The organism is Kitasatospora sp. NPDC042419, from assembly GCF_056437345.1.
The window spans coordinates 114873-131771 of sequence record NZ_JBWKAW010000007.1 but is presented as its reverse complement, the minus strand read 5'-3'; the positions used below and the strand labels follow the sequence as shown (position 1 = coordinate 131771).

The 16899-nt window shown below is 73.2% G+C and carries 15 protein-coding genes; 4 read left to right on the top strand and 11 right to left on the bottom strand.

Going from position 1 to position 16899, the window contains the following annotated elements; all coding sequences use genetic code 11:
- Positions 1 to 42: 42 nt before the first annotated feature.
- Positions 43 to 861 (bottom strand): SDR family NAD(P)-dependent oxidoreductase, encoded by an 819-nt coding sequence (locus AC067J_RS16615; protein WP_478299755.1) that lies wholly within the window; start codon positions 859 to 861, stop codon positions 43 to 45.
- Between the two features lie 320 nt (positions 862 to 1181).
- Between AC067J_RS16615 and AC067J_RS16610 the strand changes: the two genes are divergently transcribed.
- Positions 1182 to 2051: a 3-hydroxybutyryl-CoA dehydrogenase gene (locus AC067J_RS16610; RefSeq protein ID WP_478299754.1), complete on the top strand. Its 870-nt coding sequence runs from the start codon at positions 1182 to 1184 to the stop codon at positions 2049 to 2051.
- A gap of 456 nt (positions 2052 to 2507) precedes the next feature.
- Here the strand turns inward: AC067J_RS16610 and AC067J_RS16605 are convergent, their stop codons facing one another.
- The 9 genes from AC067J_RS16605 to infC all read right to left on the bottom strand — a co-directional run bounded on the left by AC067J_RS16605 (position 2508) and on the right by infC (position 12227).
- Positions 2508 to 3239: a DUF7873 family protein gene (locus AC067J_RS16605; protein WP_478299753.1), complete on the bottom strand. Its 732-nt coding sequence runs from the start codon at positions 3237 to 3239 to the stop codon at positions 2508 to 2510.
- A gap of 100 nt (positions 3240 to 3339) precedes the next feature.
- Positions 3340 to 4182 (bottom strand): chitosanase, encoded by an 843-nt coding sequence (locus AC067J_RS16600; protein ID WP_478299751.1) that lies wholly within the window; start codon positions 4180 to 4182, stop codon positions 3340 to 3342.
- A gap of 348 nt (positions 4183 to 4530) precedes the next feature.
- The gene (pheT, locus tag AC067J_RS16595) at positions 4531 to 7032 is read right to left on the bottom strand and encodes a phenylalanine--tRNA ligase subunit beta (RefSeq protein ID WP_478299750.1); all 2502 of its coding nucleotides are present in this window, start codon (positions 7030 to 7032) and stop codon (positions 4531 to 4533) included.
- Positions 7032 to 8153, bottom strand: coding sequence for a phenylalanine--tRNA ligase subunit alpha (gene pheS / locus AC067J_RS16590; RefSeq protein WP_478299748.1), 1122 nt, complete (start codon positions 8151 to 8153; stop codon positions 7032 to 7034). Before pheS ends, pheT begins: the two co-directional genes overlap by 1 nt.
- 306 nt (positions 8154 to 8459) lie before the next feature.
- Positions 8460 to 9563 (bottom strand): sensor histidine kinase, encoded by a 1104-nt coding sequence (locus tag AC067J_RS16585; RefSeq protein ID WP_478299746.1) that lies wholly within the window; start codon positions 9561 to 9563, stop codon positions 8460 to 8462.
- Positions 9564 to 9666: 103 nt separating this feature from the next.
- Entirely contained in the window at positions 9667 to 10533 is an 867-nt protein-coding gene (locus AC067J_RS16580; protein ID WP_478299743.1) for a TrmH family RNA methyltransferase, read from the bottom strand.
- Between the two features lie 113 nt (positions 10534 to 10646).
- Positions 10647 to 11042, bottom strand: coding sequence for a 50S ribosomal protein L20 (gene rplT, locus AC067J_RS16575; RefSeq protein WP_327675850.1), 396 nt, complete (start codon positions 11040 to 11042; stop codon positions 10647 to 10649).
- A 109-nt stretch (positions 11043 to 11151) separates the two neighbouring features.
- Positions 11152 to 11346 carry a 50S ribosomal protein L35 gene (gene rpmI, locus AC067J_RS16570; protein WP_030055648.1) on the bottom strand — a complete coding sequence of 65 codons (195 nt, stop codon included), beginning with the start codon at positions 11344 to 11346 and terminating at the stop codon, positions 11152 to 11154.
- 140 nt (positions 11347 to 11486) lie between these two features.
- Positions 11487 to 12227: a translation initiation factor IF-3 gene (gene infC, locus AC067J_RS16565; RefSeq protein WP_478300093.1), complete on the bottom strand. Its 741-nt coding sequence runs from the start codon at positions 12225 to 12227 to the stop codon at positions 11487 to 11489.
- A 461-nt stretch (positions 12228 to 12688) separates the two neighbouring features.
- Here infC and AC067J_RS16560 point away from each other — a divergent pair, with 461 nt between their 5' ends.
- Positions 12689 to 13066 carry a DUF1844 domain-containing protein gene (locus AC067J_RS16560; RefSeq protein WP_478299742.1) on the top strand — a complete coding sequence of 126 codons (378 nt, stop codon included), beginning with the start codon at positions 12689 to 12691 and terminating at the stop codon, positions 13064 to 13066.
- A gap of 199 nt (positions 13067 to 13265) precedes the next feature.
- On the opposite strand, the gene AC067J_RS16555 is transcribed toward AC067J_RS16560, so the two are convergent.
- Complete coding sequence (locus AC067J_RS16555) at positions 13266 to 14009, bottom strand: SseB family protein (RefSeq protein ID WP_478299740.1); 744 nt, start codon at positions 14007 to 14009, stop codon at positions 13266 to 13268.
- Positions 14010 to 14129: 120 nt separating this feature from the next.
- On the opposite strand from AC067J_RS16555, the gene AC067J_RS16550 reads away from it, so the two are divergent.
- Positions 14130 to 15362 (top strand): amino acid deaminase/aldolase, encoded by a 1233-nt coding sequence (locus AC067J_RS16550; RefSeq protein WP_478299738.1) that lies wholly within the window; start codon positions 14130 to 14132, stop codon positions 15360 to 15362.
- Between the two features lie 372 nt (positions 15363 to 15734).
- Entirely contained in the window at positions 15735 to 16655 is a 921-nt protein-coding gene (locus AC067J_RS16545) for a lytic polysaccharide monooxygenase auxiliary activity family 9 protein (protein WP_478299736.1), read from the top strand.
- Positions 16656 to 16899 lie beyond the last annotated feature (244 nt).

Here is a 16899-nt window from a genome sequence, read left to right as displayed (position 1 = left end):
CCGCAGCCGGCCGGGGCGGCGGCGAGGTCCGAACCGCGGCGGTCAGCCCATCGGGTCGTCCGGCCCGTACGGGCGGAGCCGGAGCGTGCGGGCGTCCGCCTCGCGGATCTCCGCGGCACGGTTGACCAGGACCTCCAGGTCGTCCCGTCCGGCGTGGATGAACCGCCCGTGCAGCCCGTCGAAGCGGCCGCGGGCGGCGTCCACGGTGACGGCGACCATGTACGCGATGGAGCCCCACTCCTTGGTGTCCCGGAACATCGGCATGCCGGCGGTCATGTCGGTGGCGACCGCGCCGGGGCTGATGTCGAGGACGACGACGTGGTGCTCGGCGAGCGAGTCGGCGAGGTTGTCGGAGAGCTTCAGCAGCGCGCCCTTGGAGGTGCTGTACGCGGTGTAGGTGCCGTCGGGGCGCAGCGCGAAGCCGGAGTTGAGGTTGATCACGCGCCCGGTCCGGCGCCGGACCATGCCCGGCAGGACGCAGCGCAGCAGGTTGTAGGGGCCGCGCAGGTTGACCTCGACGACCTGCCACCACTGGTTGGCGTCGGTCTCCCAGAGCGGGACCTCGGCGCGGTCGACCTGGCCGGCGTTGTTGACCAGGAGGTCGACGGGGCCGAGGTCGCGTTCGACGACGCGGACGGCCTCCCGGACGGAGCCGGGCCGGGTGACGTCGGCGGTGACGGCGACGCCGCGCGCGCCGTGCCGGACGCATTCCTTGAGGGTCTCGGTGAGGGTCTCGTGGGTGCGGCCGACCAGCCCGACGGCCATGCCCTCGGCGGCGAGGCCGATGGCGATCTCCCGGCCGATCCCCCGGCCGGCGCCGGTGACCAGGGCGACCTGCCCTCTGAGCGATCCCGTCGGCATCCCCGTGCTCCCTTCGCCTGCGTGCAGACCGTCCCGCATTCTGTCCGGCCGGGGGCGGGGCGGCTCCGGGGCGCACGCAGGACGCGGGCGGGCTCACCCGTCCGGCGCAGCCGCCGGGCGGTCGCTGGGCGGCGCGCGGGGCGGGGCGCGGGGCGGCCGGTCCGACCCCGGGGAGGGGATGACCTACTGGCCGGTACGGAGTAGTAACGTCGTCGGGGCGGTGCACCGGTGCACACCTACCGTGCACCCGCCCCGCTGGACAACAGCTTGCTGGACCACCTGTCGCTGGGCGATCCCCAGCACCACCGAAGGGCAACTGAGTGAGTGACATCGCGCGTGTCGGAGTGATCGGCTGCGGCCTGATGGGGTCGGGCATCGCGGAGGTGTTCGCCCGGGCGGGGCTGGACGTCCTGGTCGCGGAGGCCACCGGGGAGGCGCTGGAGCTCGGCCGCACCCGGCTGACCAACTCGCTGGACACCGCCGTCAAGCGGGGCAAGCTCACGCCCGAGGAGCACGACGAGGCGCTGGGCCGCCTCTCCTTCACCGTGGACCTGGCGGACTTCGCCGACCGCGACCTGGTGGTCGAGGCGGTGGCCGAGCGCGAGGACGTCAAGGTCAAGATCTTCCAGACCCTCGACCAGGTGGTCGAGCGCCGGGACGCGATCCTCGCCTCCAACACCTCGTCGATCCCGATCGTGAAGCTGGCCGCGGCCACCTCCCGCCCGGAGCAGGTGATCGGCCTGCACTTCTTCAACCCGGCGCCGGTGCAGAAGCTGGTCGAGGTGATCCCGACCCTGACCACGTCCGCGACCACCACGGAGCGGACCGAGGCGTTCGCCACCGGGGCGCTCGGCAAGGAGCCGATCCGCGCCCGCGACCGGGCCGGGTTCGTGGTGAACGCCCTGCTGGTGCCGTACCTGCTGTCCGCGGTCCGGATGTTCGAGTCGGGTGTGGCGACCGCGTCCGACATCGACAAGGGCATGGAGGCGGGCTGCGCCCACCCGATGGGCCCGCTGCGGCTGTGCGACCTGATCGGTCTGGACACCATCGTCTCGATCGCCGAGTCGATGTACGACGAGTACAAGGAGCCGCTGTACGCCGCTCCCCCGCTGCTGTCCCGGATGGTGGACGCCGGTCTGCTCGGCCGCAAGTCCGGCCGCGGCTTCTACGACTACACCGCCACCGCCTGACCCGCGGCGGGGCGGGCACGTGAGGGGGCTGGCACGTGACGGGGAGGCCACGTGAGGGGGAGGGCACGTGACGGGGCCCGGGAGCGGTATCCAGCTCCCGGGCCCCTGAGGTGCCACCCAATTGCTCTGCACCGGCACGTTTAAGGGTGTGGGTCAGTTTTACAGCGTTGCTCTGCCATTGAAGCTACCGCGCCACGGAGAGGCGCAGACGGGAGTCGAACCCGCAACCCACGCTGTAGCACACACCCGGTCGATCCGGCGCTCGGCGGCGAATGCTGAGACTTGAGCGAGAGTCTGAGTTTCACAGGGGCTGCCTCTGCCAAGTTGGGCCACCCCGGCGTGTGGTGCCGGGGGGAGGACTCGAACCTCCACGTCTCCCCTGATGTCAGCTTCAACATCAGTGTCAGCTTGCGCTCTTCGCGCCACCCCCGCTCTCACGCGGGGGCGATCTAGGGGCTACCCGAACAGGTAGCCGAACACGGCGTCGCCGACCCTGCGGTCGGTGACCTCGGCGCCGTTGGCCTCCTCGCGGGCGAACTGGACGGCCTGCTGGAGCTTCTCGACCCGCTCCAGGAGCTCGTTCACCCGCCGGGCCGGGAGGGCGCCGGAGAACTTCACGGTCGTCCAGTAGCCGATGGCGATGTCCTCGTAGTACACCTCGACCTGCGCCGGGTGCTTCTCGGTCGCCTCGGCCTTCACGTGGTTGCGCGGGACCTTCTTGGTGCGGATGGTGCGCACCGCCTCGGTCTTCCAGGAGTCCGTGGAGGCGTCGTGGTTCCAGGCCTCGGCGGCGTCCAGCACCGGCAGCTTGCGGACGAAGGTCCGCAGGTCGGTGAGCTGCTTCTCCAGGAAGAGCAGGTAGGTGACCGGGACGTCGGGGACCAGCGTCCGCCCGTCGACCACGACGTCGGCGCGGGCGGTGGTGTTGGCCCAGTCCTTGGTCGCGGTGACGTCGAACAGCCGGGTCAGGGTCGCGGCGGTCGCCCGCAGGACGTCCTCGGTCTTCACCTGGACGCGGGTGGACTCGGGGGGCAGCTGCTCGCCCTCCTCGTCCTTGGGCTGGTAGGTCCGGGAGATGCCGGCCAGCAACGCGGGCTTCTGCAGGTCCTGGTGGGACTGCGTCAGTTCCTGGAAGGACTTGGACTTGACGCCCTTTTCGACGGCGATGATCTGGTTCAGCTTGGACACGTCCCGGACGCTACCAGTACGCCTGTTCGACCGTCATCCGATTTCCCGGCCGGCCGCGGGGCCCGGGGGGAGCGGGCTCCCGCGGCTCGGCGGGTGGGGGTCAGCTGTTGATGGCGTAGCTGTCGCCGTAGACCTTCCACTTCAGGGGCGGGTTGAGGTCGAAGTTCCTGGCGTTGAGGAAGACCAGCTGCGCGGTGTCGACGCGGCTGGTGTCGGAGTGGGCGTCCTCCTGCTTCATGACGACCTTGCGGGCGTCCAGGAAGGCCTTGAGGTAGGTGGCCTCGTCGCCGCCCTGGGCGGGGGTCCTGGCCTTCTTCATCGCGGCCTTGCGGATGCCGCCGAAGCTGTCGGAGCTGGTGCCGGGGCCGTGCATGACGATGGCGTCGTAGTAGACGAACTGGCCGAGCGCGCGCAGGCCGTCGGACTTGGCCTGGTTGACGGACGGGTTGAAGTAGACGCGGTCGCGCTCGTCGTTCTGGGCCTGCTGGAAGACGGTGTCCTTGGCGGCGGTCGCCCAGTCGCGCTCGAAGGCGGAGCCGAGGCCGGCGTGCGACTCGGTGCCGTTGACCTTGCGCAGCGCGGGGAGGTACTTGGCGAGGATGTTGCCGGGCTTGACGTCGGTGTAGTGCTCGACGAGTTCGAGCATGTCACCGGTGCCGGAACAGAAGCCGATGATGCCGGCGGTGTAGCCGCGGCCGTCCTCGATGTCCTCGATGTACTTGTACTGGGACTTCCAGTCGAGCGAGGAGTTCTCGGCGCTGGACACCAGCTGCATCGCGATGTCCTTCTTGTGCGGGTCGTCCAGGCCGACGGGGTTGATCCGGGCGGCGGCCGCGGGCGCGGCTCCCGCGGCGTGGCCGACCCCGGCGGCCGCCACCGTGGCCGGGGCGGCGACCAGGAGGGCGGCGAGGGCGATCCCCGCGGTGCGGTGCTTGAGGCGCATCTGACGCTCCGTTTCCTCGGCCCGGGCAGGGGGTACCCGGGCACCATGGGAGTTAGGAAACTTTCCTAACTAAGAGATAGCGCCCACCGGAGCACGTCCGCAAGGGCTTTGACGGAATCACTTCAAACCGCCCGGCCCGGGAACCCCCGCGAGGGCCGGGTCCGGGCGGAACGCCCCGGGCGGGCGGGGGCGCGCGACCCGGGACGCGCGCCCCCGCGGCCCGAGTCCGCCCCCGCCCCGCCCCCAAGCCCACCCCCGAGCCCCTCCCCGGTCATGCCCCCGGTCATGCCGAAGGGCCCCCGCCCGGACGGGAGACGTCCGGGCGGGGGCCCTTCGGGCGGGCGCGGATCAGGCGCCGCGCAGCACCGCCCCGGTGCGGGCGACGGCCTCGGCGACGGCCCCCTCGCGGGCGGCGGTCGCCTCGTCGGCGGTCAGCGTCCGGTCCGCGGCGCGGAACCGCAGCGCGTACGCCAGCGACTTCCGGCCCTCGCCGACCTGCTCGCCGGTGAAGACGTCGAACAGCCGGATGGCCTCCAGCAGCTCACCGGCGCCCGACCGCAGCGCGGCCTCCACGTCGGCGGCCGGCACGGCGGCGTCGACGATCAGCGCGACGTCCTGGGTGGCCACCGGGAAGCCGGAGACCGCCGGGCCGGAGACCCGCTCGGCGCCGTCGGCGGTCAGCAGGTCGAGGTCGAGCTCCATCGCCGAGGTCCGCTCGGGCAGGCCCAGCGACTTGACGACGCGCGGGTGCAGCTCGCCGGCGTGGCCGACCACCCGGTCCGTCCCGGCGACGACCAGCTCGGCGCAGCGGCCCGGGTGCCAGGGCAGCAGCTGCCCCTGGCGCACGGTCAGCTCGACACCGGCGGCGCGGGCCACCGTGCGGGCCGCCTCGACGGCGTCCGCCCAGGAGGCCCCGGCGCCCTTGCCCCACCAGCCGGACGGCAGCCGCTCGCCGGCCAGCGCGACGGCGACCCGGCGCGGCTGGTGCGGCAGCGCGGCGTCCAGCGCGGCCAGCTCCTCGTCGCTGGGGCGGCGGTCGACGGCCGGGCGCGGCGCGACGGACAGCTCGTCCTTGGGCAGGAAGACCGTGCCGGTCTCGAAGACCGCCAGGTCGGTGTTGCCGCGGCCGACGTTGCGGCGCAGCGCCCCGAGCAGGCCCGGCAGCAGCGTGGTGCGCAGCGCCGGCTCCTCGTCGTTGAGCGGGTTGACGAGCTTGACCGTGCGGCGGCGGCGGTCGTCCTTCTCCAGGCCGAGCCCGTCGAAGGCGGCCTCGCCGACGAACGGGTAGTTGTTGACCTCGACGTAGCCGGCGCCGGCCAGCGCCACGCCGACCCGGCGGTGGATCCGCTGGGCCTCGGTCAGGCCCTTGCCCGGCGGCACGGTGGGCATCCGGGCGGGCACGTTGTCGTAGCCCTCCAGCCGGATGACCTCCTCGGCGAGGTCGTACGGGTCGGTGAGGTCGGGGCGCCAGGTCGGCGGGGTGACCTCCAGGACGTCGGCGCCCGCGACCGAGCAGCCGATCTCCTGCAGGCGCCGGGTGACGGTCTCGCGGCCGTACCCGGTGCCGGCGACGCGGTCGGGCAGGTCGGCGGCGATGGTGATGGTGCGCACCGGGTGCGGGGCGGCGATGTCGGTGACACCGGCCTCGGCGGTGCCGCCGGCGATCAGCACGAGCAGGTCGACGGCGCGCTGGGCGGCGGCGCGGGCGGCCTCCGGGTCGACGCCGCGCTCGAAGCGCTTGGACGCCTCGGAGGGCAGCTTGTGCCGCTTGGCGCCGCGGGCGATGGCGACCGGGTCGAAGTGCGCCGCCTCGATGATCACCTCGGTGGTGCCCGGGCCCGCGGCCGGGTCGAGGATCTCGGTGGAGGCGCCGCCCATGACGCCGGCCAGGCCGATCGGGCCGCTGTTGTCGCAGATCAGCAGGTCCTCGGGGGACAGCGCGCGCTTGACGCCGTCCAGCGTGGTGAGGGTCTCGCCCTGCTCCGCGCGGCGGACGGTGATCGGGCCGTCGACGCGCTGCTTGTCGTAGGCGTGGAGCGGCTGGCCGACCTCCAGCATCACGTAGTTGGTGATGTCGACGGCCAGCGAGATCGGGCGGATGCCCGACTTCTGCAGGCGGCGCTGGAGCCAGATCGGGGACTTGGCGGCCGGGTCGAGGCCGATCACGGTGCGGGCGACGAACCGGTCGCAGCCGGCCGGGTCGGCGACCTTCACCAGGTAGCCGAAGGAGTTGGCCGGCGGCACGTCGAGCAGCGCCGGGTCGGCCAGCGGCAGCCCGTACGCGGCGGCGGCCTCGCGGGCGACGCCGCGCATGGACAGGCAGTAGCCGCGGTCCGGGGTGACGGCGATGTCGAGCACCTCGTCGACGAGCTGGAGCAGCTCGATGGCGTCGGTGCCGGGCTCGTACTCCGGCGGGAGCACGATGATGCCGTCGTGGTCGTCGCCCATGCCCAGCTCGCGGGCGGAGCAGATCATGCCGGCCGAGGTGTGGCCGTAGGTCTGGCGGGCGGCGATCGGGAACGGGCCGGGCAGCACGGCGCCCGGGAGCACCACGACGACCTTGTCGCCGACGGCGAAGTTGGTCGCGCCGCAGACGATCTCCTGCGGGGCGCCGGTGCCGTTGGCGTCGCCGACGTTGACGAAGCAGTGCCGGATCGGCTTCTTGAAGCCGGTCAGCTCCTCGATGGAGAGCACCTCGCCGACCACCAGCGGGCCCTTGAGGTCGCCGCCGAGCTGCTCGACGGTCTCGACCTCCAGGCCGGCCCGGACCAGGCGCTCGGCCACGTCACGGCCGGTCTCGCCGGCCGGCAGGTCGACGTACTCGCGCAGCCAGGAAAGCGGGACGCGCATCAGATCTCCATCCCGAACGGGAGGGTGAAACGCACGTCACCCTCGACCATGTCGCGCATGTCGGCGACGTTGTGACGGTTCATCAGGATCCGCTCCAGGCCCAGGCCGAAGGCGAACCCGCTGTAGCGGTTGGGGTCGACGCCGCAGGCGACCAGCACCCGGGGGTTGACGACGCCGCAGCCGCCGAGCTCGATCCAGCCCTCGGAGCCGCAGGTCCGGCAGGGCTTGTCGGGGTTGCCGACCGACTCGCCGTGGCAGACGAAGCACTGCAGGTCGATCTCGGCGCTCGGCTCGGTGAACGGGAAGTACGAGGGCCGCCAGCGCAGCTCCAGGCCGTCGCCGATCAGGGTCGAGACCAGCTGCTCGATGGTGCCCTTGAGGTCGGCGAAGGTGATGCCCTCGTCGACGGCGAGGCCCTCGACCTGGCGGAAGACCGGGGTGTGGGTGGCGTCCAGCTCGTCGGTCCGGTAGACCCGGCCGGGGCAGACGACGTACACGGGGGGCTCGCGGTCGAGCATGGTGCGCGCCTGGACCGGGGAGGTCTGGGTGCGCAGCACCACGCCGGAGTCGGCGGAGCCGTCCGGGGCCTGGACGAAGAAGGTGTCCTGCATGGACCGGGCCGGGTGGTCCGGGCCGAGGTTGAGCGCGTCGAAGTTGAGCCACTCGGCCTCGACCTCGGGGCCCTCGGCGACCTGGTAGCCCATCGCGACGAAGGTGTCCTCGATGCGCTCGGCCAGCGTGGTCAGCGGGTGGCGGGCGCCGCGCGGGGTGCGGTCGTACGGCAGCGTGACGTCCACCGCCTCCTCGACCAGCACGCGGGCGTCGCGCTCCGCCTCCAGCTCGGTCTGCCGCTTGGCGAGCGCCTGGTTGACGGCGCCCCGGGCCTGGCCGATCAGCTTGCCGGCGGCGGCCTTGGCGTGCGGGGGCAGGGCGCCGATCTCGCGGTTGGCGAGGGAGAGCGCGGAACGGTCGCCGGTGTGGGCGACCTTGGCCTGCTTCAGCTCGTCGAGGCTGGTGGCGGCGGCGAACGCGGCGACGGCCTCGTCCCGGGCCGCCTCCACCACCTCGGGCTTGAGGGCCTCGACCTCGACCGGGTCGTACGACTTGTTGGGTGCCGACATCTCTATCTTTCCCGTGCTCCTGCTCGTCCGTGCTCAGGTAAGGGGGGCTCGCTCCCTCCTGGCCCGCCAGCGGGCAGGAGGGTCCCATCGCGTCACGCCCGTCGTGGCCGGGGCGCGGGCAGCCCGCTCTCCGGGCGGGGCGATCCGGGGGATCTCCGCGCGGGGAGGATGGGGTGTCCGCGGCACGACCGCGCAGGGCGTCCCACAACGCCAAAGGTCGAGTGTAGTCGCAGCGCGTGGCGCGGCTGCCGTGAAGCCCGTCCGGGGGCCGTTCCCAGCGTGGTCCGCCGGTCGTTCAGCTCTCTCTCAGAGCATGAAGTCGGGCACCCCGGAGGGCAGGATAAATCGGAACCGGGCACCGCCGCCGGGCGCGCGGTCGACGCGGATCGAGCCGCCGTGGGCCTCCACGATGCCCTTGACGATGTAGAGGCCGAGGCCGGTGCCGCCGCGCTTGGAGCCGCGCCAGAAGCGGGTGAAGACGCGCGGCATCGAGTCCTCGGGGATGCCGCTGCCTTCGTCGCTCACGGTGACCGCTGTGCCTTCCACGATGCGGGGCGGGGTGCCGGGGCGCTCCCAGACGGGTGCCTCGACGACCTCCTTGGCCGGTGCCACCTCGATGGTGACAGTCCCCTCGCCGTGGCGCACGGCATTTTCCAGCAGGTTGGCGAGCACCTGGTCGACCTTGTCCGGGTCGGCCCACAGGACGGTCAGCGGCTCGGCGACGCGGATGTCGAAGCGGTCCTCGGGGATGCCGGTGGCGACCTTCCGCTCGACGTGCCGGCGGACGGCGGCGGCCAGGTCGACCACCTGCTTGCGCAGTTCCAGCCGTCCGGCGTCGATCCGGGAGATGTCCAGCAGTTCGGCGATCAGCCGGGTGACCCGGTCGGCGTCGGCGTCGACGGTCTCCAGCATCAGCCGCTTCTGCCCGTCGGTGAACCGCTCCCACTTGGCCAGCAGGGTCGCGGTGAACCCCTTGACGCTCGTCAGCGGCGAGCGGAGTTCGTGGGCGACGGTGGCGATCAGCTCGGCGTGGCTGCGTTCGGTGCGGCGGCGCGCCTCGGTGCCGCGCAGGGCGATCACCAGCCGCTCCAGCGGCCCCTGCGGGAGCGCGCGGACGTACCGGGCGGAGACCAGCACCTCGCGGCCGCCGGGGAGCAGCAGGTTGCGCTCCGGCTGGCTGGTCCGGATGGCCAGGCCGCCGTACGGGTCGGTCAGCTGCCACCAGCGGCGTCCGTCGAGGTCCTCCAGCGGGAGGGCGTCCTCCAGCGCGCTGCCGAGGGCGGCCTGCGGGAGGATGCCGGTCAGCCGGGCGGCGGCGCGGTTGAAGCGGACCACCCGGCCCAGGGCGTCGGCGACCACCAGGCCGTCCGGCAGGTCGTCCGGGTCGAGCTCTGGCCCGCTGCCGACCATGGGTGTCCTCCCCGATTACCCACCGTGTCTTTCCCCCCACCGAGGCAGACCCTAGCGTCTCGCAGCGCCCGGTCATAGGGTCCGCGACGACTTGTGGGGGCGGCTACCCCGCCGCGCGGCACCCGCCGGGCGAGCGCTGGGCCCGGGCGGAGGCGTAGAGGCAGACCGCGGCGGCGGTGGCCAGGTTGAGGCTCTCGGCGTGCCCGTGGATCGGTACGCGCACCACCTCGTCGGCGAGCGCGCGGGTCTCCTCCGGGAGCCCCCACGCCTCGTTGCCGAACACCCATGCGCCGGGCGCGCCGAGGGTGCCCTCGTCGAGCTCCTGGTCGAGGTCGCGCTCCCCCGCGCCGTCGGCGGCGAGCACCCGGACGCCGGCGTCCCGCAGCCGCCCGATGGCCTCCTCGACCGGCACGCCGACCGCGACCGGCAGGTGGAACAGGCTGCCGACCGAGGCCCGCACGGCCTTCGGGTTGTACAGGTCCACCGAGGCGTCGGTGAGCACCACGGCGTCGGCGCCGGCCGCGTCGGCGGTGCGCAGCACGGTGCCGGCGTTCCCGGGGTCCCGGACGTGGGCGAGCACGGCGACGAGCTGGGGGCGGGCGGCGAGCACCTCGTCGAACGGCGTGTCGATGAACCGGCAGAGCGCGACGATGCCCTGCGGGGTCACGGTGTCGCAGATCCCGGCGATGACCTCGTCGGTGGCGGTGAGCACCGGCAGGCCCTCGGCGAGGGCGGCGTCGACGATCCCCGCGTGCCGTTCGGCGGCCTCCGGGGTGGCGTACACCTCGACGACGGCGTGCTCGCCCGAGTCCGGCAGCCGCCCGAACGCGATCGCCTCACGGACGGCCTGCGGGCCCTCGGCGAGGAAGCGGCGTTCCTTGCCCCGCTGGTTCCGCTTGGCGAGGCGCCGGGCGGCGACCACGCGGGGCGAGCGCAGGGAGGTCAGCAAGGGGGTGTCGGTGCTCGGCATGATCTCGTCTCTGTGCGGACTCTGTGCGGACCGGTGGCGGTCGGAACGCAAAACCGGACCCGCAGGATCGAGCCTGCGGGTCCGGTCAGCTCAACTCAACTGATCCAGGAAGATCAGGCGGCGTCGGCGGCGGCCTTCGGGGCGTTCACGTCGGCCGGCAGCGCCTTCTGGGCCACCTCGACCAGGGTGGCGAACGCGCCCGGGTCGTTGACGGCGAGGTCGGCAAGCATCTTGCGGTCGATCTCGACGCTGGCGGCCTTCAGGCCCTGCACGAAGCGGTTGTAGGTGATGCCGTTGGCACGGGCCGCAGCGTTGATGCGCTGGATCCACAGCTGACGGAAGTCGCCCTTGCGCTTCTTGCGGTCGTTGAAGTTGTAGACCAGCGAGTGGGTGACCTGCTCCTTGGCCTTGCGGTACAGGCGCGAGCGCTGGCCGCGGTAGCCGCTGGCGCGCTCCAGGATGACCCGGCGCTTCTTGTGGGCGTTGACTGCCCGCTTGACGCGTGCCACTTGATTACTCCTTGGGTTGGACCACGGACTACTTCACGTGGTCCGTCATTCGAATGGGTCGGGAAGGATCAGCTGCCCCGCACGCGGCTCGCGCCGGGCGGGAGGGCGATCACTTGCCGAGAAGCTTCTTGATCTTCTTGGCGTCAGCGGGGGCCAGCTCGACGGTGCCGGCCAGCTTGCGGGTCAGCGTCGAGGGCTTGTGCTCCAGGAGGTGGCGGCGGCCGGCGCGCTCGCGCAGGACCTTGCCGGAGCCACTGATCTTGAAGCGCTTGCTGGCGCCACTGTGCGTCTTCTGCTTCGGCATTTCGCCGTATCTCCTCGTCGGTCCGTCCACGCCCGCGCGGTGTGCGCCGCGCGGGCGTGAAGGATGGATCTGCGGTGACCGGGCGGGGCGCCCCGTCTCCGTGGTGGCCGGTCTCCCGGACAGCCCTCGCCGGTGAAGGCTCAGGCGCCCTGGGAGGCCTCGGCCGGCTGCTCGACCTCGGCGGGGGCCTCGACGTCGGCGTCGTCGGCCTCGTCGATCTCGTCGGCCTCCGCCTCGGCGGCGGCGTTCTCTGCCTCAAGCGCTGCGTCGTCGTCGTCGGCCGCGGCGGCGTCCGGGCCGGTGGTCCGGCCCTGACGCTCGGCCTTGCGGGCGTCGGCGAGCGCGCGGGCCTCGGCCATCGCCTCGGTCTTCTTCTTGTGCGGGCCGAGAACCATGATCATGTTACGGCCGTCCTGCTTCGGCGAGGACTCGACGAAGCCCAGGTCCTGGACGTCGTCGGCGAGCCGCTGAAGCAGTCGGAAGCCCAGCTCGGGGCGGGACTGCTCACGACCGCGGAACATGATCGTGATCTTGACCTTGTCGCCCTGCTTGAGGAACCGGACGACGTGACCCTTCTTGGTGTCATAGTCGTGCGGGTCGATCTTCGGCCGGAGCTTCATCTCCTTGATGACCGTGTGCGCCTGGTTCTTGCGCGCCTCACGGGCCTTCATGGCCGACTCGTACTTGAACTTGCCGTAGTCCATGAGCTTGCACACCGGCGGCCGGGCGGTCGCCGCGACCTCGACCAGGTCGAGGTCGTACTCCTGCGCGAGCTCCAGCGCCTTGGCAAGCGGCACGATGCCGACCTGCTCGCCGCTGGGACCGACGAGTCGCACCTCGGGGACGCGAATCCGGTCGTTGATGCGGGGCTCGGTGCTGATGGGGCCTCCTCGGTTGCACCTTCTGCGATGCGGCCGTCGGACGGCGGTCGCACGTAGTGGACTCGACCACTGGGCGGGGCTTCATTCGTGCTGCGCTGCCTGACTTGCTGGTAGGCACTGCATGCACCGCGACACGAAAAAAGCCCCGCTCGGTACAAGCGGGGCTCCACACAACCGGGGGCGACGCCCGGTGAGGGGCGCTGCGGGCGACTCGGCGCCTGGGCGCCCGTCGCGGACCGGACCCGTCGACCGCGAGGCCGATCGGGTGGGAGACTTTCGCGGTTGCCCTCTCGGGCCTCCTGTGGTGGAGCCTCCACTTGCTGGCCCGACGCCCGTGAGGACGTCTGGCCGGTCAGTCTCGAATCATACAGCGCCGCGGTGCAGAACACTATTCCGCCCCTCCGCGCCACCCCTTGTACGCTCCCTCTGTACGGAGACCGGCACGACGGAACGAGCCCCCCTTGAGCAGCGAGCCCACCCAGAACCCCGCCGCGGACGACGAGGCGATCGGCTTCGACGACCTCACCCGGGACATCGCCGAGGTCCCCGCCGTCGAGGTGATCACCACCGTCGCGGTGCACCTGATGAGCGCCGCCGCCGTCAAGTGCGGCCTCGCCGAGGGCGGCGAGAAGGACAAGGACCTCGACGAGGCCCGCAAGCTGATCACCGCGCTGGCCGGCCTGGTCACCGCCGGTGCCCCGGAGATCAGCAACTTCCACGCCGCGCCGCTGCGGGACGGCCTGCGCTCGCTCCAGCTGGCCTTCCGCGAGGCCTCCCTCGTCCCGGACGCCCCGGGCTCCGGCCCGGGCGAGAAGTTCACCGGCCCGGTCTACGCCTGAGCCCTACGCCCGACCCCTGAGCCCTGAGCCCTCGCGCCGCACGGCGGCGGCAACGCGGTGACGGCAGTGCGGTGACGGCAGTGCGGTGGCCCCCTCGGAACCGGGTTCCGAGGGGGCCACCGCGTTGGATCGCGGGGCCCGGCCGGCGGTAGCCGCCGGACGCCTGCGGCCCGGCGGGTTCCCGACTGCCGACCGGCGGCTACCGCTGGTAGAGCGGTTCCCCCGGCAGCCCGGCGTCCGCGGGCAGCACCGCCAGGCTCAGGCCCCGGTCGAGCCGGACCCGCAGCACCGGGTCGGCGGCGACCGCCCGCCCGACCCGCTGGGCGGCCTCCTGCACCCCGGCCTGGTCCAGCCCCTCGTCCAGCACCACCGCGAGCAGGCCGTCCGCGTCCTGGTACGGCGCCAGCAGACCGCGCACCACCGCGGGCTCGGCGGCGAGCAGCGCCCGGACCGCCTCCCGCACCTCGGGATCGGCCACCGGCGGCAGGTACGGCCGGTTCTCCGCCAGCGCCCGCAGCCGGGCGCCGGACAGCTGGTAGGCGACCGGGCCCGCCGGGTCGATCAGCAGGGTGTCGGCGCGCTCGGAGAAGGCGACCATCGCGGCCTGCGGGGCGGCCACCGGCGCCGGGCGGGCGTCGGCGCGCCAGCGGGCCAGGGTCTCCAGCGAGGTGAAGGCCGGCAGGGCGCGGCGGCCGTCGGCGGCCTCGACCACGGGGACGGCCATGTCGCTGGTCTTCTCGTGCCGGTGCCCGTGCTCGTCCAGCTCCACCTCGCCGAGGATCGCCACGATCGGCACCATCAGCCGGGTGGGCGCGAGCGCTGCGAGCACCTGCGGCTCGGCCGTGCGGTCCTGCGACCAGCGGGCGAGCGCGGCGGCCAGCGCAGGGTCGGCGGCACCGTCGTCGGCGGCGAATCCGGGGTTGGGGATGTTCTTGCGGTCCACCCGGCCGACCCTATGCCACCGCGCGGGCCCCGCCCACGGACCGAAGGTCCCCACGCGCGCGTCCGACACACCCCCTTCCAACCCCTACCGGCCGGTAGCGCGGTGTGGCAGTCTGCGGCCATGGCCACCCTCGAAGCTGCTGCCCGCGCCGCCGCCGCGTCCTCCCCGGCGGCCGACCGCGCCCGGTACGACCGGGCCACCGCCCACCTGGACGGCCCGGTGGCCGTCGTCGACCTGGCGGCGTTCGACGCCAACGCCGCCGACCTGGTGCGCCGGGCGGCGGGCAAACCGATCCGGGTGGCCAGCAAGTCGGTGCGCTGCCGGGCCCTGCTGGAGCGGGCGCTGGCCACCGACGGCTTCGCCGGGGTGATGAGCTTCACCCTCGCCGAGTCGCTCTGGCTGGCGCGCTCGGGCCTGCGCGACGTCCTGCTCGCCTACCCCTCCACCGACCGGGCGGGCTTCGCCGAGCTGACGGCCGACCCGGAGCTGGCCGCCGCCGTCACCGTGCTGCTGGACGACCCGGCCCAGCTGGACCTGGTCGACGCGGCGCGGACCGGCTCCGCCGAGGTGCGGGTCTGCCTGGAACTGGACACCGCGCTGCACCTGCTGGGCGGGCGGGTCCGGGTCGGGGCCCGGCGCTCGCCGCTGCGCTCCCCCGAGGACCTGGCCGCCTTCGCCGAACTGGTCCAGCGCCGCCGGGGCTTCCGGGTGGTCGGACTGATGGCGTACGAGGGGCACGTCGCCGGGGTGGGCGACGCGGTGCCCGGGCGGCCGGTCCGCTCCCGGCTGATCCGGCTGATGCAGTCCACGGCCCGCGCCGAGCTGGCCGGGCGGCGGGCGGAGGCGGTCCGGCTGCTGCGCCGGGTCGCGGACCTGGAGTTCGTCAACGGCGGCGGCACCGGAAGCGTCGAGTCGACGGCGGCGGAGCGTGCGGTGACCGAGGTGGCGGCCGGCTCCGGGCTGTACCAGCCGCGCCTCTTCGACAACTACCGGGCGTTCCAGGGCCGGCCGGCCGCGCTGTTCGGCCAGCCGGTGGTGCGCCGGCCCGGCGTCGGCGTGGTGACGGTGCTCGGCGGCGGTTACCCGGCGTCGGGGGCGGCCGGGCCGGACCGCTCCCCCGTGCCGTACCTGCCGTCGGGGCTGCGCTACGACCCGATGGAGGGCGCGGGCGAGGTGCAGACCCCGCTGCTCGGCTCCGCCGCGGACGACCTGCTGATCGGGGACCGGGTCTGGTTCCGGCACGCCAAGGCCGGCGAACTGTGCGAGCGGTTCTCCGAGTTGCACCTCGTCGAGGGGGACTCGGTGGTGGACACCGTGCCGACCTACCGGGGGGAGCGGCAGACCTTCCTCTGAGTCGGCCCCACGCACCGTCCACGCACCGTCGACCCGCGGCCGGCCTGCCGCCGACCCCTCACCGGCCCGCCACCGACGCACCGCCGACCCACTGCCGACCCACCGGCCACCCGCGTGGGCGGCGAACCTTGGCCGCACCTTAAGAAGGCCCGATGGGATGCCTAACTCCGGCGTCCGATCGGGCCTTTGTGCTGCTCGCAGGGCTACAGTCCGTCAAAAAGTGGCCCACAACGGCCTATTGCCAGCTGGTCTAGTCCAATCATACGCTCAGCTCAGGGGCCGGCGCGCCGGGTCGGCGGGCCCCTCGGACAGACGTGTCCGGCACTCCCCCACATCTTCGGCCCGGGAACACGGTCAAGGAGTCCCCACCCCATGTCCATGAAGCGAACCGTCATGTCCGTCGGCGTCATCGGCGCCGCGGTCCTCACCGTCTCGGTCACCGGCATCGGCACCGCGGGCGCGCACGGTACCGTCACCAACCCGGTCAGCCGGGTCGCGGCCTGCTACGCGGAGGGCCCGGAGACCCCCAAGTCGCAGATCTGCAAGGACCTCGTCGCCCTCAGCGGCACCCAGCCGCTGTACGACTGGAACGAGGTCAACCTCGCCAACGCCGCCGGCAACCACCAGGCGCTGATCCCGGACGGCAAGCTCTGCTCCGCCGGCCGCGACAAGTACAAGGCCCTCGACCTGCCGCGCGCCGACTGGCCGGCCACCGCGGTCACCGCCGGCAAGGTCGACTTCAAGTTCCGGGTCACCGCCGCGCACCAGGGCAACCAGACCATCTACATCACCAAGCAGAGCTGGGACCCGACCAAGCCGCTGAAGTGGTCCGACCTCGACGCGGTCCCGGTCGCCCAGGTGCCGACCAGCCGGACCTCCGACAACGGCTACTACAACTACAGCGGCACCCTGCCGCAGCGCACCGGCCGCCAGCTGCTCTACATGGTCTGGCAGCGCACCGACAGCCCCGAGGCCTTCTACAGCTGCTCCGACGTCGACTTCGGCAAGTCGGCGGTGGCCGGCCAGGCCGCCGCGCTCACCGCGCAGGCCCCCGCCGCGCCGAGCGAGGAGCAGATCTCCGCGGGCCTGGCCAAGTCCACCGTGGCCCACCACGGGCACGGCGGCAACGCCAACGAGCCGGCCGGCGCGGTCGTACCGACCAACAGTGCCGCGGTGGGCGGCGGCTCGGCCACCGGCCCGCTGCTGCTCGCCGGTGCCGCCGCGGTCGGCGTCGGCTGGGCGGGCATGGTGCTCCGGCGCCGTCGGGTCGAGGCTGTTCGACACGACGGCTGATTGCCGGATGCCGGGGCCGGACCGCCCTACCCCCGTGAGGTCCCGGCCCCGGCGATGTTCCACCACGCCGTGAACGGCGGCGGCCCGCCCGGAGTGTTCCGGGCGGGCCGCCGCCGTGCGTGAGCGGAGTGGTGCGCGGTCCGTGCGGACGGGCGCTGGGTGCGCGGGGCCGCGGCTCGTCGTCCCCGCGTCGTCCCCGTGTCGTCGGCCTGCCGGGCCCGGTGCGGGTCCGGCACGGTCCCGG

Coding starts and splice junctions, on each gene's coding strand:
- AC067J_RS16615 (WP_478299755.1), bottom strand. CDS start 861: ATGCCGACGGGATCGCTCAGAGGGCAGGTCGCCCTGGTCACCGGCGCC.
- AC067J_RS16600 (WP_478299751.1), bottom strand. CDS start 4,182: ATGCGCCTCAAGCACCGCACCGCGGGGATCGCCCTCGCCGCCCTCCTG.
- pheT (WP_478299750.1), bottom strand. CDS start 7,032: ATGCGCGTCCCGCTTTCCTGGCTGCGCGAGTACGTCGACCTGCCGGCC.
- pheS (WP_478299748.1), bottom strand. CDS start 8,153: ATGTCGGCACCCAACAAGTCGTACGACCCGGTCGAGGTCGAGGCCCTC.
- AC067J_RS16585 (WP_478299746.1), bottom strand. CDS start 9,563: ATGGTCGGCAGCGGGCCAGAGCTCGACCCGGACGACCTGCCGGACGGC.
- AC067J_RS16580 (WP_478299743.1), bottom strand. CDS start 10,533: ATGCCGAGCACCGACACCCCCTTGCTGACCTCCCTGCGCTCGCCCCGC.
- rpmI (WP_030055648.1), bottom strand. CDS start 11,346: ATGCCGAAGCAGAAGACGCACAGTGGCGCCAGCAAGCGCTTCAAGATC.
- AC067J_RS16550 (WP_478299738.1), top strand. CDS start 14,130: ATGGCCACCCTCGAAGCTGCTGCCCGCGCCGCCGCCGCGTCCTCCCCG.
- AC067J_RS16545 (WP_478299736.1), top strand. CDS start 15,735: ATGTCCATGAAGCGAACCGTCATGTCCGTCGGCGTCATCGGCGCCGCG.